Here is a 19,489-nt window from a genome sequence, read left to right on the forward strand (position 1 = left end):
TCAGGGTTTCACGGCGCAATCACGTTTGAGGGGCTGCGGTGGATAATTCTCTACCTCGGGCGGAAATTTCTAATGCGCGGTCGAGTCCCATCCTCCGGCCGCGCGCCAGCGCCGTCTGGTAGGCCTCCTCGCCCAGTTCGAGCACCGCTCTCCTGGCGCATTCGTCGTGGGCGGCGGTGAAGTGGCGGGAGCCGTACAGAGGAGAGCCGACCGACTCCCAGACGACCGCCGCCGCGCCCTGCAGCAGCGCGCCGCCGGCGGCGTCGCCGGTGCCGACGAGCACCAGCGCGAGCAGCTCGACGTCGAGCACCGTGCCGATCAGGTCGTTGAAGATCCTGCTGTACGCCAGCGACTCGCGCGCCAGCCGCTCGGCCCCGGCGTGGTCGCCCGCCCCCCACGCGAGATAGGCCTCGAGGTAACAGACGTAGCCGAGCACCCACCTCTCGCCGTGGTCTTCGCACAACCGCCGGACGTCGCGGCAGATCACCCGGGCCGGTTCGAGCCGGCCGGTGAACGCCTGGGCCATGGCCAGCTCGATCTTGCCCATCAGCACGTGGGTGTCGAGCAGCCCCATGTCCTCGTATTCGGCCAGGGCGTGGAGCAGCAGCGGGATCGCCCGGTCGAGCTCGTCGGCCAGCATCGCCAGCGCGCCCAGCCGCTGCACCGCGCGGGCCCGCGACCGGTCGTCGCCGCGCTCGCGGCACTCGGCCAGCAGCGCCGTGGCCCTGGCGGCGTCGCCCATCATGATCGCGACATAACCCGCCACCCACAGGGCCTTGGCCCGCTCGGGCGTGGGCGAGAGATCGGAGTCGAGGACCTGCTCCAGCCAGTGGCGGCCCTCGCCGAGGTGGCCGCAGCAGACCCAGTAGAACCACAGGGTGGCGGCCAGGTCGAGGCCGTCGCGCTCCTCACCGGGAGTGGAGACGCAGAACTCCAGGGCGGCCCGGAAGTTGCCGTGTTCGGCGTGGGTGCGGTCGTAGATCTTCTGCTGGCCGGGGCCGAACCACTGCGACTCGCCGCGCCGGGCCAGCCGCAGGTAGTGGTTCTTGTGCTTGCGCCGCAGCCGGTCGGTCTCCTCGGGGCCGAGCCGGTCGAGCCACTCCTCGCCGTAGTCGCGCACGGTGTCGAGCAGCCGGTACTGCCCTCCCGCGCGGACCACGATGGACCGGTCGACCAGACCACTGATCAACCCGAGCAGCGCGTGGGCGGGGAGGGCGCGGTCGGCGCACACCTCCTCGGCGGCGGCCAGCCCGAACGACCCGGCGAACACCGACAGGCGCGCCCACAACAGGCGTTCGGCCGGGGAGCACAACTCGTGGCTCAGCCCGATCGCGGCCCGCAGCCCGTCGAGCAGCCGGAACCGGTCGTCGAGCCGGCGCACCAGTTCCTCGACCGGGAACTCGGCGAGCCGCACGGCGGCCAGCTCGATCGCCAGCGGGATCCCGTCGAGCCGGTCGCAGAGCCCGGCGTCGTCGGCGACCACCCGCCCGGCCCGGTCGGACAGCAGTTCCAGCGCCTCCGTACGGTTCATCGGCGCCACCGCGAACAGATGTTCTCCGGCCACGTCGAGCGGCTGCCTGCTGGTGACCAGCACCCGCAACCCAGGAGCGCCGCGCAGCAGCAGCTCGGTCAGCTTGGCGCACGCGTCGACGAGCCGGTCGGCGCCGTCGAGCACCAGCAGCACCCGCCGGTCGGCCAGATGGGCGGTCAGCACCTCGTCGGCCGGTCGGGCGGTGCGGTCGGTCAGCCGCATCGCGTCGGCGACGGCGTGACCGAGCAGGTCGGGCTCGCCCACTTTGGCCAGGTCGGCGACGAACACGCCGTCGGGGAAACCGGCCTGCGCCACGGCCGCGACCCGGCCCGCCAGCCGGGACTTGCCGACGCCGCCCACACCGGTGAGCGTCACCAGGCGGGAGACCTCGAGCAGGCGCGCGATCTCGGTGATCTCCGGCTCCCGGCCGATGAAACTGGTCACCTCGGCACGCATTAACGAATGGTAACTCTCTAGTGGGAGATGCCGCAGAAGAGAATCGGCGTCATTCTCCTGGGCACTAGACTCGCTCGGACCGCCACCGACGAATGAGGAGCCATGTCTGGGTACGACCGTGTAGTCCAGCCCGCGGCCGGAGACGAAGCCCTGGAGAACCATCTGGGCGGCGACGAGGCGCGCAACTACCGGCAATACGAGTTCGACATGGTTGCCCCGCACGTCGGCCGGTCGATGCTGGAGATCGGCTCCGGTCTCGGCCACTTCGCCGAGCAGTTCCTGCCCCGCCTCGACCGTCTGGTGACGAGCGACTTCGACCCCTACTGCGTCGAGCAACTGGAGAAGCGGTTCGCCGACAACCCCGACGTGGGCGTGCTGCAGTTCGGGCTGCCGACCGACATCCCGCTTGAGGACAAGGTCGACACGGTCGTGCTGATGAACGTGCTGGAGCACATCGAGGAGGACGTCGAGGCGCTGCGTTCGCTGGCCCGCGTCACCCAGCCCGGCGGCAAGATCATCATCTGGGTGCCCGGCTACATGCAGCTCTACGGCGACTTCGACAAGAAGGTCGGCCACGTCACCCGCTACACCCCGAAGACGCTCGGCGCGACGGTCCGCGAGGCCGGGCTGGGCATCCACACGCTGAAGCCGATCAACTTCCTGGGCGGCATCGCCTGGTGGGCGGCCGTGCGCCGGGGCGGCGTCGGCTACCCCGACCCTCGGCTGGTCAAGATCTACGACCGGACGGTCGTGCCGGCCACGCGGTTCATCGAGCGGTTCGTCACCCCGCCGTTCGGCCAGACCGTCTTCTGCGTCGCGACGGTGAAATAACTCAGGCTTTTCCCACCCTTCTCCTTCGGGCGCCACAGACGGGGAGGAGAAGGTGTGGCGCATGAGACGCCACGATGTGACCGATATGGGGCTTTTAGTGGGAGAAAAGCACCATACTTGAGCTCGCCATGAGTGAGACCAGGATCCTCGTCGTCGAAGACGACCCGAACATCCGCGACATCATCGAGGTGGCCCTCCGCTTTCACGGGTTCACCGTCAGAGCGGTGGCCAACGGGCGCGACGCGCTGCGCGAGTTCGCCGACCGCAGGCCCGACCTCATCGTGCTCGACGTGATGCTCCCCGACATCGACGGGTTCGAGATCTGCCGCCGGGTCAGGGCCGAGGGCGCGACCACGCCGGTCATCTTCCTGACCGCGCGCGACACCGTCTCCGACACCGTGCGCGGGCTCACCATGGGAGGCGACGACTACGTCACCAAACCCTTCTCGGTGGAGGCGCTGGTCGCCCGGGTGCGGGCGGTGCTGCGCCGGACGACCGTGCCCGACGTCGCGGAGCGCCCCAGCCGTGACGTGCTGCGGGTCGCCGATCTCGAACTCGACGAGGCCCGGTGGGAGGTGCGCCGCGGCGGGGTCAGGGTGGAGTTGTCGCCGACCGAGTTCCGGCTGCTCGCCTTCCTGATGGAACATCCCGGGCTGGTGCTGACCAAACGGCAACTGCTCGACCAGGTCTGGGGGTACGGCGGTTCGTCGCAGGTGCTGGAGACGTACATCTCCTATCTGCGGCGGAAGCTGGACCCGCTCGGGCCACCTCTGATCCACACGCAACGTGGCGTGGGATACGCTCTGCGGCCCTGACGATCGGGGCCAGACGAAATGGCGTTGACGATGTCGCTCCGCTCCCGGCTGCTGGCCGGGCTGCTCGTGGTGAGCACGATCCTGCTGGTCGTGTTGTCGGTCACGAGCGCGGTGGTGCTGGAACAGCACCTCACCAGCCGGCTGGAGAGCCAGTTGCTGGCCGCCACGGCGACCGCCACCCGGCGGGTCGACGCCGTGGAGTCGGTCACGCAGGCGCTCGCCGGCTCGCCGTTCGCGGTCGCGCAGGTCAACCTCAAAAGCGGGCGGCCCGTGCTGATCAACGGCGACGTCCCGCAGTCGTCGAAGGTGCCGGGCATGCTCGCCGACCTGGGCGCCGACCGGCTCGGCGGGCACGCCGCGGCCGGCCGCACCTTCCAACTGGGCGACGACCTGCTCGCGAGCGCGGCCAAGGACCGTACCGGAACCAGCATCGCGGTCGTGGCGGTGCCGTTCGACGTCGTCGGCGACCCGGTCCGCCACCTGCTGCTGGCCGAGCTCGTCACCGGCGGGCTGCTGATCGCGCTGCTGGCGCTGGGCGGGCGGCTGCTGATCGTGTCGGGCCTGTCGCCGCTCGACCGGATGTCGCGCACGGCCCTGCGGATCGCGCAGGGCGGCGACCTGTCGGCCCGGATGCCCGAGGGCGCCACCGAGGTCGGCCGGCTCGGCAGCGCCATCAACCTGATGCTCGACCGCATCTCCGAGGCGTTCCGCGACCGCTGGACCTCCGAGGAGCGGGTCCGCCGCTTCGCCGCGGACGCCTCCCACGAGTTGCGCACCCCGCTGTCGACGGTACGCGGCTACGCCGAGCTCTACCGGGCCGGCGCGATCCCGCCCGAGGAGCTCCCCAAGATCATGGGCCGCATCGAGGACGAGGCCACCCGCATGGGCAACCTGGTCACCGAGATGCTGGAGCTGGCCCGCCTCGACAAGGGCGCGGCCCTCAGCCTGGCCGCCACCGACCTGGCCGAGGTGGTCAGGGAGGCCGCCGCCGACGCGGGCGCGCTGAACCCCGGCGCCCCTCTCGTCGTCGACGCCCCCGACTCGCTGGTCGCGGTGGTCGACGAGGCCAGGATCCGGCAGATCATGGTGAACCTGCTGGCCAACGTACGCGCCCACACCCCCGAAGGCACCGCCGCGCTGATCCACCTGGCGCAGGACGAGGCCCGGGTGCTCCTGGAGATCACCGACCAGGGCCCGGGGATGCCCGCCGAGCAGGTCGCCCGCGCGTTCGACCGGTTCACCCGGGGCTCGTCGGAACGCGCCACCGGCGGCGCGGGGCTCGGGCTGGCCATCGTGAAGGCCATCACCGACGCGCACGGCGGGCGCTGCTGGATCACCTCGGCCCCCGGGAACGGCACGACCGTGCACGTGGCGTTGCCCACCGCGCGCACGGCCGTCATGAGCGAGGTCTAACCGCGGGCTTCGGCGCGGCCCTCGTCGCGGGCGCGGGCCAGCAGGTTCTCCAGATGCCTGCGACGGCGGCGGGTGATCGCCCGGTAGGCGAAGAAGAGGGCCACGACCAGCACGACCAGGGCCAGTTGCGGCCAGGGGACGGTCCAGAGGGTCACGTCGGCGCTCATGGGGCTGCCGCCCTCGACCGAGGGGGTCACGGTGACGTTCGCGGACATGGGGCCCAGGGCCCAGACGCCGCCGATCCTGGTCTCCACGGTCCGGCTGTCGCCGGGGAAGATCTCCGCCACGTCGGCCCGGCCGTCGCGTTGGGCCAGCCCGGTCAGGTCGCTGACCGCCACCGCGCCCGCGCCGCCCGCCGCGACGTTGCCCTTGTTGGTGGCCGTGTACTTCACCGTGACGACGCCGGAGGAGAAGGGGTTCCACGGCTGCTCGTAGGTGGCCGACAGGCCGGTGACCGCCACTTCGGCCCTGATCGCGCCGGTGGCGCGCATCATGACGCGGAAGCCGACCCGGCTCTCCACGGCGACGGTGCCGCTGGCGCTGGTGACGGTGGCGGCGATGCCGGCCGGGTGGTCGCCGGGGGCGGCGTCCTCCGGCACGGTGATGGTGAACGGCACGACCGTGGTCGCGTTGGCCCCGACCCTGATCTCCTTCTGGACGTCGATCCAGGTGCCGCCGTCCTTGGAGGTCTGGTCGGACTGGAGCATGTTGAAGCGGCCCTTGTCGGTCAGGTAGCCGTCGGCCGCTTTGAGGGCGAAGACCGCCTCGCCGTCGCTGAAGTTCCGCACCGCCAGGTGCTCGGTCACGGTCTGGCCGGGGTCGAGGGAGAGCTCGATCCAGCGGCGCCCGTCGGGACCCGCCGCGCTCGCGGGCTGGACCGACCAGGTCAGGGTGTCCTTTGCCGGTTCGGCCAGCGCGGCCGTCGACGTCAGGGGCACGGTGAGAAGCACCGCCGCGAGGACGGCGAGAACGCGGATCATGGCATGGTCCTCCGGCGGAAACGGGTGATGGGGGCCGCGGTGCCCGCGGCCCCCATCAGTGGACTACTCGAACAGGGACAGGGTCAGCGTGGAGCTGTAGGAACCGGCGGCCACGTCGGCCGGGGTCTTCAGGAACAGGTCGGCGTTGACGGTGTAGGAGCCCCCGCTGACCTCGCCGGAGTCGAAGGTCGAGACGAGCAGCTCCTGGTCGACCAGACCGACGTTGTTGCCGGGCTGGGTCGGCTCGTCGAGGACGGTCACGACCTCCTCGCCCTCGGCGACCAGGCCGGTCTCGCCGCCGTCGATCAGGTTCGGCTTCCAGCCCAGGTGACCGGCGCTGATGGGCGCCTGGCCGGCGTCGCCGGTGAAGTCGGAGGCGTTGCCGAGCACGGCCCACGCCGCGCCCTCGGGGATCTCCTCGCCGGTGCGGGTGTCGGTGACGGTCACGGTCGGGAGGGTGCCGGTGAATTGGCGCTCCTCCAGGGTCGAGCCCTCCTCGGCCAGGGCGACCGAGTTGGCGGCGATCGACATGGCCAGGACGCCCGGCTCCTCGATCGGGGCGATCTCAACGGTCACCGCGACGTCGGTGCTGTCACCGGGGTCGGCTGCGGCGGCCCCCGGGAAGGCCACGGCGGTGGTCATGGCGACGGCCGCCGCGAGCAGCCATTTGTGCTTGATTTTCATTTGTTGCTCCACTTTGGGGGGTTTCTGAGATTATGCGAGAAATGTGGCTTCAGTTACAGGAGAGAGCGGCGTAGTCCTTCGTGTGTTCGGAGGTCGTCTCCCCCTCGGTGGCGGTGACGGTGACCGAGCCGGCCGCGATCGACGCCACGCGTGTGGTGAACGACTGGTAGGCGTTGGCGCCCGGGGCGACGCCCGCGAACGACTTCGTGCCGAAGGCGGTCTCGACGGTGAGGTCCACCGCCGCGTCGTGGTCGTTGTGCGCCTGCACCGCGACGTACGCCTTGCCGGCCAGGCAGCGCGGGGTGACCGTGACGGTCACCGGGATCTCGGCGGGCTCCTCGGGAGCCGGTTCCTGGGCGAAGACCCGCCACTCCGTGACCGCGACCGCGGAGTAGGTGGTGCCGTTGCCGTTGGCCCGGATCGTGGCCCGCACGCGGGAGGTGGTGACCGGGGTGAAGGTGACCGGGTTGAACGCGGTCGTGCTGGTGCCGTAGGCCGACGGGTTCGCGACGTCCTTCCAGGCCGACGCGGCCTCGTCCCAGTACTGGAGGACCCAGCCGTCGGGCTGGGCGACGCCGTCGCCGGTGCCCTGGTTGGAGTCGCGCCAGAACTTCAGCTCCGAGCTGACGATCCGGACCGGGCGGGACCATTCGTACTGCGTCCACTGGGTGGCCGGGCGGGTGCCCGACCAGGTGCCCCAGAGCTGCGCCTGGCTCGGGTTGGCCGGGTCGGCGTTGTCGTTGAGGGCGGTGACCGCGTTCCAGCCCGCCGTGTACGAGGCGGTCGGGGTCGCGATGGGCGCGACGTTGCCGTTGAGCGGCGCCGACAGGTCGGCCGGGATGACGATCGTCTTGGCGGTCTCGATGTTGCCCGCCCTGTCGGTCGCCCGGTAGGACACCGTGTGCTTGTTCGCGTCCGGCGCCGAGATCACGCCGCCCGCGAGCGGGGTCCACGGGCCGGTGCCGACGGCGTACTCGATGCCCGCCACGCCGGAGGTGGCGTCTGCCGAGAGGACCTTCACCGTCCGGTCGGCGTTGAGCGTGCCGACGCTGGTCGGCGAGACGGAGTCGATCTTCACGGCCAGGTCGGCGGTGTCGGAGACGTTGCCGGCCCGGTCGGTGGCCTTGGCGGTGACGGTGTGCTCGCCCTCGCCGGTCACGTTGGCGTCTGCCACACGGGTGTCGTTGGTGACCACCGGAGCCGCGCTGTCGACCTTGGTCTCGATGGTCATCCGGCCGCCGCTGTCGTCGACGGCGTTGACCCTGACCCGCACCGCGGAGCGGTACCAGCCGTTGCTGCCGGCGCTGCCGCTCGGGGTGAGCGTCAGCGTGGGCTTGGTCACGTCGCCTTCGCCGCCCTCCAGCGACAGGACGGTGACCTGGGCGGTGACCCGCGAGGCGGCGTAGCCGAGCACGGTCCCCTGGATGGAGAACGTGCCGGGCGCGGCGACCTGCTCGGCGGTCAGCGCGTCCCAGAAGACCGGGATCTGCAGGGTCTCGCCGCCGAAGACGACCGGGACGGTGGCGGGCAGGTCACGCTCGCCCACCTCGACCCTGATCGCCGGCGGGGTGACCGAGTCCGGCTGCGCGGCCAGGATCTTCCACTCCTCCACGGCCACGCCGGAGTAGGTGCTGCCGTTGGTGGAGGCGTTGAAGGTCGCGCGCACCTGCGTGGTGGTGACGGGGTCGAAGTTGGTGTTCTGGAACCCGCTCGTGCTCGTCGGGTAGCCGCTCGGGTTGGGCACGTCGGCCCACTGGTTCGTCGCGAGGTTCCAGTACTGGATCTTCCAGCTGGCCGGGGCCGCGACGCCGACGCCGGTGCCCTGCGCCGAGTCGTTCCAGAAGTCGATCTGCGAACCGGAGATCCGCATCGGCTGGTCCCAGGTGTACTGGGCCCACTGCTGCGGCGGGTTGTTGCCGGTCCAGGTGCCCCACATGTCCGGGGGCAGCGGGTTGGGCCGCACGATCTCGTCGTTGAGCGACTTGATCCAGTACTGGGTGGGCACCGGCGTGTTGGAGACCGTGGCCACCGCCTCCTGCGCGATGTTGGCGCGCGGGGTGAGGTCACGTCCCTTGACCGGGGTCGGCGTGACGAGCTTGATCCTCGGCGGGGTCTGGGTGTCGTCCCACTCGACCGGGTCGATGGCGACCGAGCGGCGGAAGTGGTTGCCGCCCACGGCGTCGGCCGTGTGGTAGGCGATGTACCACTTGCCGTCGAACTCCAGGATGCCCGGGTGGCTGGTCGTCGAGGAGACCGGCCGCAGGATCGTGCCACGGTAGGTCCAGGGCCCCTCGGGGGCCGAGGCCGTCGCGTAGGCGATGCAGGCGTGGTAGTTCGCCGGGGTGCACGCGGAGGTCGGGCCGGCGTTGTTGCCGGCGTACGCCATGTAGTAGGTGCTGCCGCGCTTGAAGGCCCAGGCGGCCTCGAAGAAGCCGGTCAGGCCGGTGACGGTCCGGGTCGTGGTGACCGGGGTCTTCATGTCGGAGGCCAATTCCAGCATTCTCAGGTTGCTGAACGAGCCCCACCACAGGAACACCCGCTGGCCGTCGATCAGGATCGTCGGGTCGATGTTGTGGATGTTGTTGGGCGTGGGGACCCGCTGGGAGACCAGCGGCCCGCCCGCGTAGTCGGTCCACGGACCGGTCGGCGAGGTGGACACGGCGACGCCGATGGCGAACTTGTCCGACGCCGTGCTCTCCCGCTCGTTGATCGGGACGTACCAGTAGTAACGGCCGTCGAGACCGCGGACCACCTGGCCGGCGTAGGCGCGGCCCGAGGTCGCCCAGGAGAAGACCGCCTCCGGCCGCATCAGCGACGGGAAGTGGGTCCACTCGCCGGCGGCGACGTCGGTGGTCTTGAAGGCCCCCCACTCGTTCATGATGAAGTCGTTGGTGGTGGGCCCGGCCTGGTCGTGGCCGGTGTAGATGTACAGCTCGTCCTTGCCGCTGGTGTTGCCCTCGGCGCCCGCCGGGACGACCAGGGGGGCCGGGTCGGCGGAGTAGTACGTGCCGTCCTTCAGGATCGGGTTGACGGTGCTGGTGAAGGTGTACGAGTCGGCGGCATGGGCCGGACCGGGGAGCCCGACCAGGCAGGTGGCCACAAGTGAGGCGGCGGCCGCCGCCCGTATGGCGATCTTCAAGGTGCTCTTCCTTACCGTCGGCAAGGGCGGCGGCGCCCCCGCGGGGGACGCCGCCACCAGGGGGTGCTAGCCGCAGTTGTGCGCGTTGTAGGGCACGGTCGCCGTCTCGGTGACCGACTGGCCGCCGGCGGTCCCGGTGACCTTCACGGTCGCGGAGCCGGCCGGGATCGACTTGGCGCGGGTGTTGAACGACTGGAAGGCGTTCTTGCCGGGCGCCACGTCGGCCACGGTCTTCGATCCGTACGGCGTGATGAGCTCGATGGTGAGCGGCCCATCAGAGTCGTTGCGGACGTTGAGCGACAGGTAGACGTTGGTGCCCGTGCACTGCGTCTTCGGCGTGGCGGTGGTCGCGAACTGCGGACCGCCCTCGCCGACGACGAGCTTCAGCGTGGTCTGGGTGGTGCCCGCCTCGCTGACGTAGGACGGCAGGACCAGGTCGCCGATGATCGTGTACGTCCCGTCGGTGTTCACCACCTCGGGGTTGTACCGCCAGTTCACGCCGATGGCCTGGTTGTCACGCGAGCCGTCGTTGTACGACACCGAGACCTTGGTGGGCAGCACCGGCTGCTCACCGACCTCGACGTGCCGCTCGAACGACTCGGCGCCCTGGATCGAGATGCCGCCCTGCGACATCTCGGGACGCACGTAGACACGCGCTTCGGCGATCAGGCCGTAGGCGTCGTTGGTGCCGTACACCACGAACGGGTCGACGTTGGTCTCGGCGACCATGTCGGCGGTGATGGGCTGCCACGTGAACGCCACCTGGCCGGGTGCGCCGCTCGTGTACGTGGCGTCCAGCGTCGCCGGGAGGGTCGGGACGAGGCCGACGCCGGTCCGGATGAGCACCGGGGAGGCCACCGAGTCGACGGTCTCGCCGTTGGCCCGCCAGCGCAGCACGCCGGTGCCCGCGCCGCCGGTCATCAGGCCCCAGATCCGGATGCGGATCCGGCTGGTGCTGACCGGGGTGAAGTTGAACCTGTTGTAGGCGTTGGTGTTCAGGCCGGCCGCGTAGGTGGAGCCTCCGGTGAGCGTGACGGGCGTCCAGGTGGTGCCGTCGTTCGAGGTCTCGATGGCGTACGTGGTGGCCGTCGGGCGGCGGGTCCCGCCGTTGTCGTCGTACCAGTAGACGTCGGTCGAGGAGAGCCGGACCGGGGCGGTCCAGGTGTACTGGATGTAGGCCTCGGTGGCCGGGCTGGTGCCGTTGCGCGGCTGGCCCCAGTTGCCCCAGCCGTTGCCCGCGCCGGGGTTGGAGCTGGCCGGGGTGGTGTTCTCGTTCACCCGCGAGTGGTTCTCCCACGACGCGGTGCCGCTGGTGGTGATGGTCGCCGTGGCGCCGAACTCCGCGGAGACGGCCTTCTTGGCGAGGGTCACCGAGACGGTGGCGGTCGACCGCTTCTCGCCGTCGTCGGCGAAGAACCGCAGGACGTAGTCACCCTCGACAGTGCCGGTCACGCGGGTGGCCAGCGCCTTCGAGTCGGTGAAGATGACGCCCGCACCGGCCGGCGCCGAGACGGTCTCCCAGCCGTAGGTGAGCTCGTCGTCGTAGGGCACGCCGTCGTCGGAGGCGGTGCCGACGACGCGGGTCGACAGGTTGCCGTCCTGCGAGGCGTCCCGGACCGCGGTGACGGCCGGGGCCTGGTTGGTGACCTCCGGGACCTCGCGGCCCGAGTCGAACACCTGGATCTCGGAGATCGCGGTGTAGTAGGTCGGGCTGTTGGTGAAGACGACGCGCACCTTGTCGGCGGTCACCTTGTTGAACAGCGCCTCGTTGAACTTCGCGGTCGGAACGGCCGGGTTCTTGAACTGGCCCGGCACCTCCTTCCAGCCGCCGTTGCCGTCGGGCACCTGGATCCACCAGCGCGAGGGCTCGTGGTAGCCGCCGGCCTGACGGTCGGAGACGAAGAACGCCTTGATGTTGTCGAAGGTCTTGGCCGAGCCGAAGTTGAGCTCGACGTAGCCGTTCTTGTCGGTGGTGCCGTGGTTGCCCCAGTACGGCTCGTTGGCGGTCACACCGTCGTTGACGGCCGCCAGCGCGACCGGACGCTCCAGCTCCTTGATGGCGCCGGGCGTGTAGTTCATCGAGGTGGTGCTGTAGCCGGGCGTGTGGAACTGACGCCAGGAGGCGGGGCGGGGGCCCTGCTGGGTGTACGACGAGGCGAGGGTCGCGCCCTTGGCCAGGTTGGCGGCGTCCTCGGTCAGGTCGATACCGGCCGTCTTGAGGTAGGAGACGACACGCTCGTCCTCGATGGGGGTGTTCACCGAGGCCGGGAAGTCGTCGCCCTCGGTGGCCGTGAAGGTGACGGTGACGCCGGCCGCGGGGGTGACGGTGTTGGTCTTGGGGTCGTAGGTGACCTTGCCCAGCTTGTCGACGGCGAACTTGCGCTCACCGTTGAGGAACAGGCTGTAGCCCGAGCCCAGGCCGTAGGCGGTGCCGTCGGGGTCCCAGACGAGGGTGACGTCCTGGCCGTGGTACTTCAGGTTGTTGACCATGAAGTGCTCGTAGCCGAAGTCGATCGGCCAGAGCTCGATCTTGTCGTCGGTGCGCGGCTGGATGCCGCCCATGTCCTCGACGAAGATGTAGTTCATGTTCCCGAGCATCACGTGGTTCGGGTTGTTCCTGTTGTACGTCTTGGTGGTCGGGTTCCAGTTCGAGTAGTACTCCGACTGGTTCGGCGCCCGCATGTCACCGGCCGGGTAGACGCTCCACGCCATCCAGTCGAGCAGGCGCTTGGCGTAGGCCGGGGTGATGTACTTGCCCGTCGGGTCGTAGTGCCGCAGGGCCGACCGCACCGCGCGGTACTGCACGGTGAAGTTGATGTTGGAGAAGTTGTTCGAGCCGCCGACCCCGTAGGCCGTCTTGTCGTACTGGTTGGCCGTGTAGAACGGGAAGATCGGGAAGTTGTCGCCGTAGGTCAGGAAGCGGAAGCCGTCGACGTACTTGGCGGCCTGGTCGACGGGGATCAGGTTCTCGGCGTAGACGTCGTAGAGGTTCGACTCCTTGGCCGGGATCAGCCCGCGCGCGGCGGGCGGCAGCGGATTGGCCGTGCCGTTGGAGCTGGCCGCGCTGGTGGCGCCGTGCGAGGTGGCGGCCAGGAACATCCTCATGTCCGGGCTCCACAACTTGGTCAGGATCGCGTCCCGGATCCCGTTCGCGCTGGTGGCCATCTCGTCGACCTTGGCCTGGTCGGCGCCGGCGATCGAGTAGAGCTGCCGGGCGGCGTCGAAGGCGCCCCACACGTACGCCGACTCCGGACGCTCGATGGTGCGGGCGCCGGGCGCGCCGCTGCCGCTCTTCGGGAACCCGAAGGAGATGGCGTCCGAGTCGTTGCCGGGCATGTAGTTGGTGTCGTACGCGATCAGCTTGTCGCCGTTGCCGTCGTAGTGTTCGAGCTGGCCCCTGCCGTCGCCCTCGAAGTAGTGGGCGAACTTCTGGGCGATCTCCTTGCCGCCGCCGTGCACCCCGTAGGCCTCCAGGCCCGCGGTGCCGATGTACTGCGAGTAGTGGTTGTTCCAGCTCGTGTGACCCGGGCTGTCCAGGAACGCCGAGGAGCCCGAGAGCTCGCCGATGTTGAGGATCTGGCCGTACGGCAGGTACGGCGTCCGCAGCCACTTGGTGTCCTGCAGGTGCATCGGCTGCGTCAGGGCCACGGCGTTCTGGTAGAGGTTCACGCCCTCGATCGTCGTGGGGTACTGGTAGACGTAGCCGGTCGCGTTGGCGTCGAGCGTGTTGTAGCGCTCGCCCCACCAGCGGTAGACGATGGCCTTCTCCAGCGCCGGGTCGGGCACGTCGATGTAGGGCACGTCCTTGGCCCACTGGCGGTTGAAGGCGGTGATGCCGTCCTTGACCGCCTCGGCCGGGCTCTTCTGGGCGTAGGCCTTGTACTCGGTCGTCGCCTGCGGCAGCGAGTCCTGCGTGACCGCGCCGACGACCGACAGCGAGACCGAACCGCCCGCGGGGACGGTGATCTCCCGGTCGAGGTTGGTGCCCGTCCGGGTGAACCCGTCACCGGTCAGGTTGACCCTGATCTGGTTCCACGGGGTGTCGATCGTGCCGTTGTTGGAACCACTCGTGATGGTCCGCGTGCCGGTCAGCTCGGCGTTGCCCTCGCCCGCCTGGGTCGCGAGCGGGGAGGCCGCGCGGACCGTGAAGGTGGCCGCCGACTCGCCGGGGTTGGTGAAGGTGATCGCGGTGACCGCGACGTTCTCGTACGTGATGAACTTCGTCAGATCGGCGGTGACGCCGGCGCCGCCGACCGTGTACCGGGTCTTGGCGTGCGAGGGCGCGTTGAACCGGTTGGCGTTCACCTCGGTCACGGTCTGGCCGGGAACGGTGACCGTGTAGAAGTTGCCGAGGTTGTTCGGGCCGCCGACGAAGGCGCTGCCGGCGAAGCCCATGGTGGTGAAGTTGGCGTTGCTGGCGCCGCGCATGTAGAGCGAGCGGCCACGCGTCATCAGCACGGCCGAACCGATGGCGCCCCTGACGCCCAGGACGCGGTCGAGGTAGTAGTCCGTCCCGCCGGCGGCGAGGTCCTTGTCGAAGATGGACTGGTGCATGCTGGACGCGGTGAACGGAACGCCCGGCTTGACCTGGTTGGCGACGTCACCGACGTTGCTGTAGACCGGGTCGCCGATCTCCATCACGTGGTTCTGGCCATTGGTGTAGACACCGACGTCGCCTTCGTTTCCGGGGAGAATCGGCGATGCGGCATGGGCGGCGGGAGGCAGGCTGACCAGGCCCGCCACGGTGAGCGCAGCCAGAGCGAGCCACGTGGGCGCCCTGCCTGTGCGTCTGGCACTCATTTAGACTTCCTCCAGGTACCGGGATCGGTCGGTTCGGGCGGTGTCGACGGGGAGCCAGACCCGCATGGTCGCGGGCCCGTGGTTGCCCCAGCGGTGATAGGCCACCAGCCGCAGGGTGATCGGCTCCTCGTCCGGGGACTCCTTCTCGGCCGTGTACGGCCAGCCGGTCGGCGCCCCTGAGATGAGCGCCGCCTTGACGTCGAGTTCGACGGCACCGTCGACCACGTGCTCCACGGGCTCCTCCGGCCTGACCACGACCTCGGCCAGCGGGGGCCGGTCCCCCACCGATTCGGCGCAGTAGACCAGCGGGCCCCGCTCGATGGCGACGCTGCCCCTGAGCGCGTCGATCCTGGAGTCGGGCACGGTCCATCGGGAGATGACGGGCAGGTCGAGGGTGACGACGTCGCCCGGACGCCAGCCGCCTTCGGCCTCCGCGACGGCGTAGCCGGGCGCGACCGCGCGACGCGTCCCGCCGTAGGAGAGGGTCGCGCCCTCGGCCCACGCGGGCACCCGGAGAGAGATCGATCCGGTCCCGCCCTCGGCCACCGTGACGGCGACCCGGCCCGACCACGGATAGTCGGTGTCCACGTTCAGCACGAGCCCGTCGTGCCGGATCTCCGAGGGCGTGTAGTGGTGGATCCGGACGCCGGACTCCTCGCCCGCCGCGAGGTAGGCGGCCAGCGAGGCGAACGTCCGGGAGATGTTGCTCGGGCAGCACGACACCGTGAACCACGGCGAGCGCAGCCCGCCCTCGGCGGCCAGGTTGATCCCGTCGAGCGGCTCGGCGGGCACCCGGACCTGGAGGGGGTTGGCGTAGAAGAACGACTTGCCGTCCAGCGCGGGCGAGGTGGCCAGCACGTTGTAGAGAGTGCGTTCGGCCAGGTCGGCGTAGCGGACGTCGCCGGTGGCCAGCAGCAGCCGGTGCGAGAGCATGAACGAGGCGACGCCGGCGCAGGTCTCCGAGTAGGCCCGGTCGGACGGCAACTCGAAGTCCTCGCCGAACGACTCGCCGAAGTGGCGCGACCCCATCCCGCCGGTCAGGTAGGTGCGCCGGGCGATCGTCGACTCCCACTGCGCCTCGACGGTCTTCAGCAGGTCGACGTCGCCGGTCTCGACCGCGACGTCGACGACCCCGGAGGCCAGGTAGAGCGCCCGCACGGCGTGGCCGTGGAACACCTTGGCCTGCCGGACCGGGACGTCGTCCTGGAAGTAGCCCCGGCCGAACTCGATGTCGGCCAGCGCGGGCAGCCCCCGGCGGTCGACGAACCGGCGGGCCATCTCCAGGTAACGTTCCACACCGGTCGCCCGGTAGAGCTCGACCAGGGCCATCTCGATCTCGGGGTGCCCGCAGGTCTCGGTGGTCTCCATGAACCGGTCGCACACGTGGTCGGCGACCCGGCGTACGACCTGGGTCAGCTCGTCCTCGCCGTGGGTCCGTAAGCGGGCGACCCCGGCCTGGATGAGGTGCCCGTAGCAATAGAGCTCGTGGCCCCACTCGAAGTCGGTGTAGCGGGCGTTCTTCCAGCGGGTGTTCAGGTAGCCGTCGGCCTCCTGGGCGCGGGCCACGATCCCGGCCAGTTCCGGCAGCGCCGGGTGGCCGGCCCAGGCCATGCCCTCCAGCAACTTGTAGATCTCCGAGTCGCTGAACTCCCGGCCACGACGTGGCACCTCGCCCCGGAAGTTGGCGACCCAGCCCTCCTTCTCCATCCACTCCTGGCAGTGGGCCATGGTGACCTCGCGGTTCAGGGCGATCCGGTCGCCCCAGAAACCGGGCGCGGGGCGCACGGCGTCCAGGCCGAGGGGGGACAACACGCCGGAGGAGGGCAGCACAGGACTAGCCACGCAGAGCTCCTGACATGAATCCGCGCACGTAGTGGCGCTGGAGGACGAGGAAGAGGATCAGGCACGGGATCGCCATGACCATGACGCCGGCCTGCAACATGCCGTAGTCGATGGCGCCGAACGTGTTCTGCGTCATGCTGACCACCGCGACCGGCAGCGTGAAGCTGGCGCCGTCGTTGAGCAGGATCAGCGGGGCGAAGAAGTCGTTCCACGACGCCAGGAAGGCGAACAGCCCGACGGTGACCATGGCCGGCCGCACCGCGCGGAGCAGGATGCGGACGAACGCGCGGAACGTGGTGCAGCCGTCGACCAGCGCCGCCTCCTCCAGTTCCTTCGGCAGCGCCTCGAAGGCGTTGCGCATCATGAACAGCGCGAAGGGGAGCTGGAACATGACGAAGACCAGGGCCACGCCGACCAGCGAGTTCTGCAGCCCGATGTAGCCGAGCAGCACGTACAGCGGGATCAGCACCGTCGCGTACGGCACCATCAGGATCGCCAGGGTGGCGAGGAACAGCAGGTTCTTGCCGGGGAAGGCGAACCGGGCGAAGGCGTAGCCGCCGAGCGCCGAGACGAACAGGGTGCCCGCGACGGTCATCACCGAGACGAGGGCGCTGTTGGTCAGATAGGTGCCCAGCCCTTCGCCGAACTGGGCCATCTCCACGTAGTTGCCCGGCTCCTCCATGGACGCCCACCCGCTCCACACCAGGGGGAACAGGAACAGGACGGCCAGGGCCGACATGGTCGTGTAGTACCTCACTCCGGCCTCCTGAGCACCCGCATCTGCAGGGCGTTGAGCGCGACGAGGGCGATCAGCAGCACGACCGACAACGCCGCGGCGCCGCCGAGGTCGAACCGGAGGAAGGCGTCGCGATAGATGACCATGACCATCGAGACGGTGCTGTTGTCCGGGCCGCCGTTGGTGAAGATGAAGAACTGGTCGAAGGCCAGCAGCGAGCCCGTGATGCTCATGATCAGCATCAGCGCGATCGTCGGGCGCAGCAGCGGCAGCGTGATCCTTCGGAAGATCACCCAACGGCTCGCGCCGTCGGTCCTGGCCGCCTCGTACACCGCGACCGGGATGGCCTGCAGGCCGGTGAGCAGGATGAGCATGTTGAACCCGGCGAAGCGCCAGAGCACGAGCGTGATCGTGGAGAACAGCGCCATGTTCGGCGTGCCGATCCAGCTCACCGGCTCGTCGATGATCCCCAGGGTTCGCAGGATCGGGTCGATCGGGCCGAAGTCGCTGTTGAGCATGCCGTAGAAGAGCAGCGCCGCCGCCGCGAAGCCCACCGCGCCCGGCAGGAAGAACGCGGTGCGGAAGAACCCCACGCCGGGCCTGCGCTCCTGGACGAGCAGGGCCAGGCCGAGCGCGAACAGCGAGAGCACGACCGTGATGATCACGGTGTACTTCAGCGTGAACCACACGGCGTCGGCGAAGAGCGGGTTGTCGGCGATCTTGGTGTAGTTGGCCGGGGCGTTGAGCGTGGCCTCGCCCAGCAGCGGCCACCGGTTCAGTGACATCCAGCCGACGAGGACGAGTGGCGCCAGGAAGAGCACGACCACGATGAGGGCGGTCGGGCCGGCGTACAGCCAGCCCTGTGCTCCTTGACGGCGCCACCAGGGCGGGGGCGCGACGGCGGTGGAACCGCCGCGCGCCGCCCGCCCACGGGGGCGGGTCAGGGTGGTCATGACTGAAGCGAGGCGTTGATCGCGGCGTTGAGTTCGGTCACCTTGGACGCGTCGCCGAACAGCGCCTCACGCGCCAGGCGGAGGAACGGTCCCTGCGGGTCGTTGAAGCTCTCGCCGAACTTCAGCGCCATCGGGGTCTGGCCCTTGCCGACCAGGGAGTTGATCAGGACCACCCGGGGGTCCTCGGCCGAGTACTTGTTGTTGGCCAGGTCGACGCGGGCGAGCACGTCCTTGTTCTTGGCCATGACCTCGACCTGGGCCTCGTCGGAGACCGACCAGGCCAGGAAGTCCCAGGCGGCGTCGGCGTTCTTGCTCGTCGACGAGATGCCGACGGAGTCGCCGCCGACGAAGGTCGACTCGCCGCCGTCGGGGCCGGCGATCGGCGCGACGCCGATGTTCATGTCGGCGGGCATCGAGCCGAGCGTGGTCGACGGCATCGGCATGACGCCGATCTCACCCTTGGGGAAGAAGCCGGTCCACGTCGGGCCCTGCTCCTCCTTGGTGGTGGCGCCGGTGACGCCCTTCTCGAACAGGCCGCGGTAGATCGCGAACACGTCGGTCATCGGCGACTTGTCGTTGAGGGACTCGGTGCCCTCGGGGTTCAGCGTCTGGCCGCCGGCCGCCCAGACCGAGGGCCAGAAGGTGAAGACGAAGCAGCCGCCGCAGTTGCCGCCGAAGAAGGTGCCGCTGACCTTGCCGTCCTTGCCGAGCTTCTCGTCGACGGCGGTGGCCTGCTCGGCGAACTCCTTGAGGGACGTCGGGCCCTTCTCCGGGTCGAGCCCGGCCTTCTCGTAGAGGTCCTTGTTCCAGAACCAGACCGACAGGTCGAGCGTGTGCGGGAGGGTGTAGTTCTTGCCCTCCAGCGTGCCGAGCTTCATGTGCGAGGGGGCGAGGCTGTCCTTGAACGGCAACGACGCGACCCGGTCGGTGATGTCCATGAACAGGCCCTGCGACGTGTAGTTGGGCACGAACACCACGTCGGAGGCGAAGATGTCGGGCAACTGTCCCGCGCCCGCGGCCGCGGCGACCCGCGGCTGGTAGTTGTCCGTCGGGATGACGGTCAGTTTCACCTGGTTCTTATGGCTGGCGTTGTAGGCCTGGACCAACCGCTCACTCTGCGCCTGGGTGGCGGCGCGGGTCCACATCGTGACCTCGACGCCCGCGTCCGAGGCGGCCGACTGGCCCGCCTGCGGCTGCTGTTCGCCACCATCCGAGCCGCCGCACGCCGACACTAATGACACCAATGCGACCACTGCAGCGCTGACCAGCACACGTGGCTTCATGGCCTGCTCCTTCCGATACCCCCCGA

The 19,489-nt window shown here is 69.7% G+C and carries 12 protein-coding genes; 3 read left to right on the forward strand and 9 right to left on the reverse strand.

The genetic code is table 11. From position 1 onward, the window contains the following. Positions 1–19: 19 nt before the first annotated feature. Positions 20–1,987 carry an ATP-binding protein gene (locus AW273_RS03720; protein WP_062345093.1) on the reverse strand — a complete coding sequence of 656 codons (1,968 nt, stop codon included), beginning with the start codon at positions 1,985–1,987 and terminating at the stop codon, positions 20–22. A gap of 102 nt (positions 1,988–2,089) precedes the next feature. Between AW273_RS03720 and AW273_RS03725 the strand changes: the two genes are divergently transcribed. From AW273_RS03725 to AW273_RS03735, 3 genes are all read left to right on the forward strand, one after another. Beyond that, positions 2,090–2,818 (forward strand): class I SAM-dependent methyltransferase, encoded by a 729-nt coding sequence (locus AW273_RS03725; protein ID WP_061295212.1) that lies wholly within the window; start codon positions 2,090–2,092, stop codon positions 2,816–2,818. Between the two features lie 128 nt (positions 2,819–2,946). Further along, the gene (locus AW273_RS03730) at positions 2,947–3,633 is read left to right on the forward strand and encodes a response regulator transcription factor (protein WP_062337823.1); all 687 of its coding nucleotides are present in this window, start codon (positions 2,947–2,949) and stop codon (positions 3,631–3,633) included. Between the two features lie 30 nt (positions 3,634–3,663). Next, positions 3,664–5,046 (forward strand): sensor histidine kinase, encoded by a 1,383-nt coding sequence (locus AW273_RS03735; RefSeq protein WP_062345454.1) that lies wholly within the window; start codon positions 3,664–3,666, stop codon positions 5,044–5,046. Here the strand turns inward: AW273_RS03735 and AW273_RS03740 are convergent. The 8 genes from AW273_RS03740 to AW273_RS03775 all read right to left on the reverse strand — a co-directional run bounded on the left by AW273_RS03740 (position 5,043) and on the right by AW273_RS03775 (position 19,463). Beyond that, positions 5,043–6,026: a WxL protein peptidoglycan domain-containing protein gene (locus AW273_RS03740; protein ID WP_062345095.1), complete on the reverse strand. Its 984-nt coding sequence runs from the start codon at positions 6,024–6,026 to the stop codon at positions 5,043–5,045. The two genes, AW273_RS03735 and AW273_RS03740, sit on opposite strands and share 4 nt — an antisense overlap. 63 nt (positions 6,027–6,089) lie before the next feature. Then, positions 6,090–6,710: a hypothetical protein gene (locus AW273_RS03745; protein WP_062345097.1), complete on the reverse strand. Its 621-nt coding sequence runs from the start codon at positions 6,708–6,710 to the stop codon at positions 6,090–6,092. Between the two features lie 49 nt (positions 6,711–6,759). Further along, on the reverse strand, positions 6,760–9,849 hold the full coding sequence (locus AW273_RS03750; protein ID WP_083949470.1) for a family 43 glycosylhydrolase: 3,090 nt from the start codon (positions 9,847–9,849) through the stop codon (positions 6,760–6,762). Between the two features lie 66 nt (positions 9,850–9,915). After that, the gene (locus tag AW273_RS03755) at positions 9,916–14,649 is read right to left on the reverse strand and encodes a discoidin domain-containing protein (protein ID WP_198167979.1); all 4,734 of its coding nucleotides are present in this window, start codon (positions 14,647–14,649) and stop codon (positions 9,916–9,918) included. Then, positions 14,650–16,491 carry a glycoside hydrolase family 127 protein gene (locus tag AW273_RS03760; protein ID WP_062345099.1) on the reverse strand — a complete coding sequence of 614 codons (1,842 nt, stop codon included), beginning with the start codon at positions 16,489–16,491 and terminating at the stop codon, positions 14,650–14,652. Continuing rightward, a complete protein-coding gene (locus AW273_RS03765) occupies positions 16,484–17,248 on the reverse strand; it encodes a carbohydrate ABC transporter permease (protein ID WP_198167980.1) in 765 nt (254 codons plus the stop codon). The genes AW273_RS03760 and AW273_RS03765 overlap by 8 nt, the downstream gene beginning before the upstream one ends. Beyond that, positions 17,245–18,180 carry a carbohydrate ABC transporter permease gene (locus tag AW273_RS03770; protein WP_062345100.1) on the reverse strand — a complete coding sequence of 312 codons (936 nt, stop codon included), beginning with the start codon at positions 18,178–18,180 and terminating at the stop codon, positions 17,245–17,247. Before AW273_RS03770 ends, AW273_RS03765 begins: the two co-directional genes overlap by 4 nt. Continuing rightward, on the reverse strand, positions 18,177–19,463 hold the full coding sequence (locus tag AW273_RS03775; protein ID WP_062345102.1) for an ABC transporter substrate-binding protein: 1,287 nt from the start codon (positions 19,461–19,463) through the stop codon (positions 18,177–18,179). The genes AW273_RS03770 and AW273_RS03775 overlap by 4 nt, the downstream gene beginning before the upstream one ends. Positions 19,464–19,489: the final 26 nt, after the last annotated feature.

Source organism: Herbidospora yilanensis (assembly GCF_001570565.1).
Taxonomy (GTDB): domain Bacteria; phylum Actinomycetota; class Actinomycetes; order Streptosporangiales; family Streptosporangiaceae; genus Herbidospora; species Herbidospora yilanensis.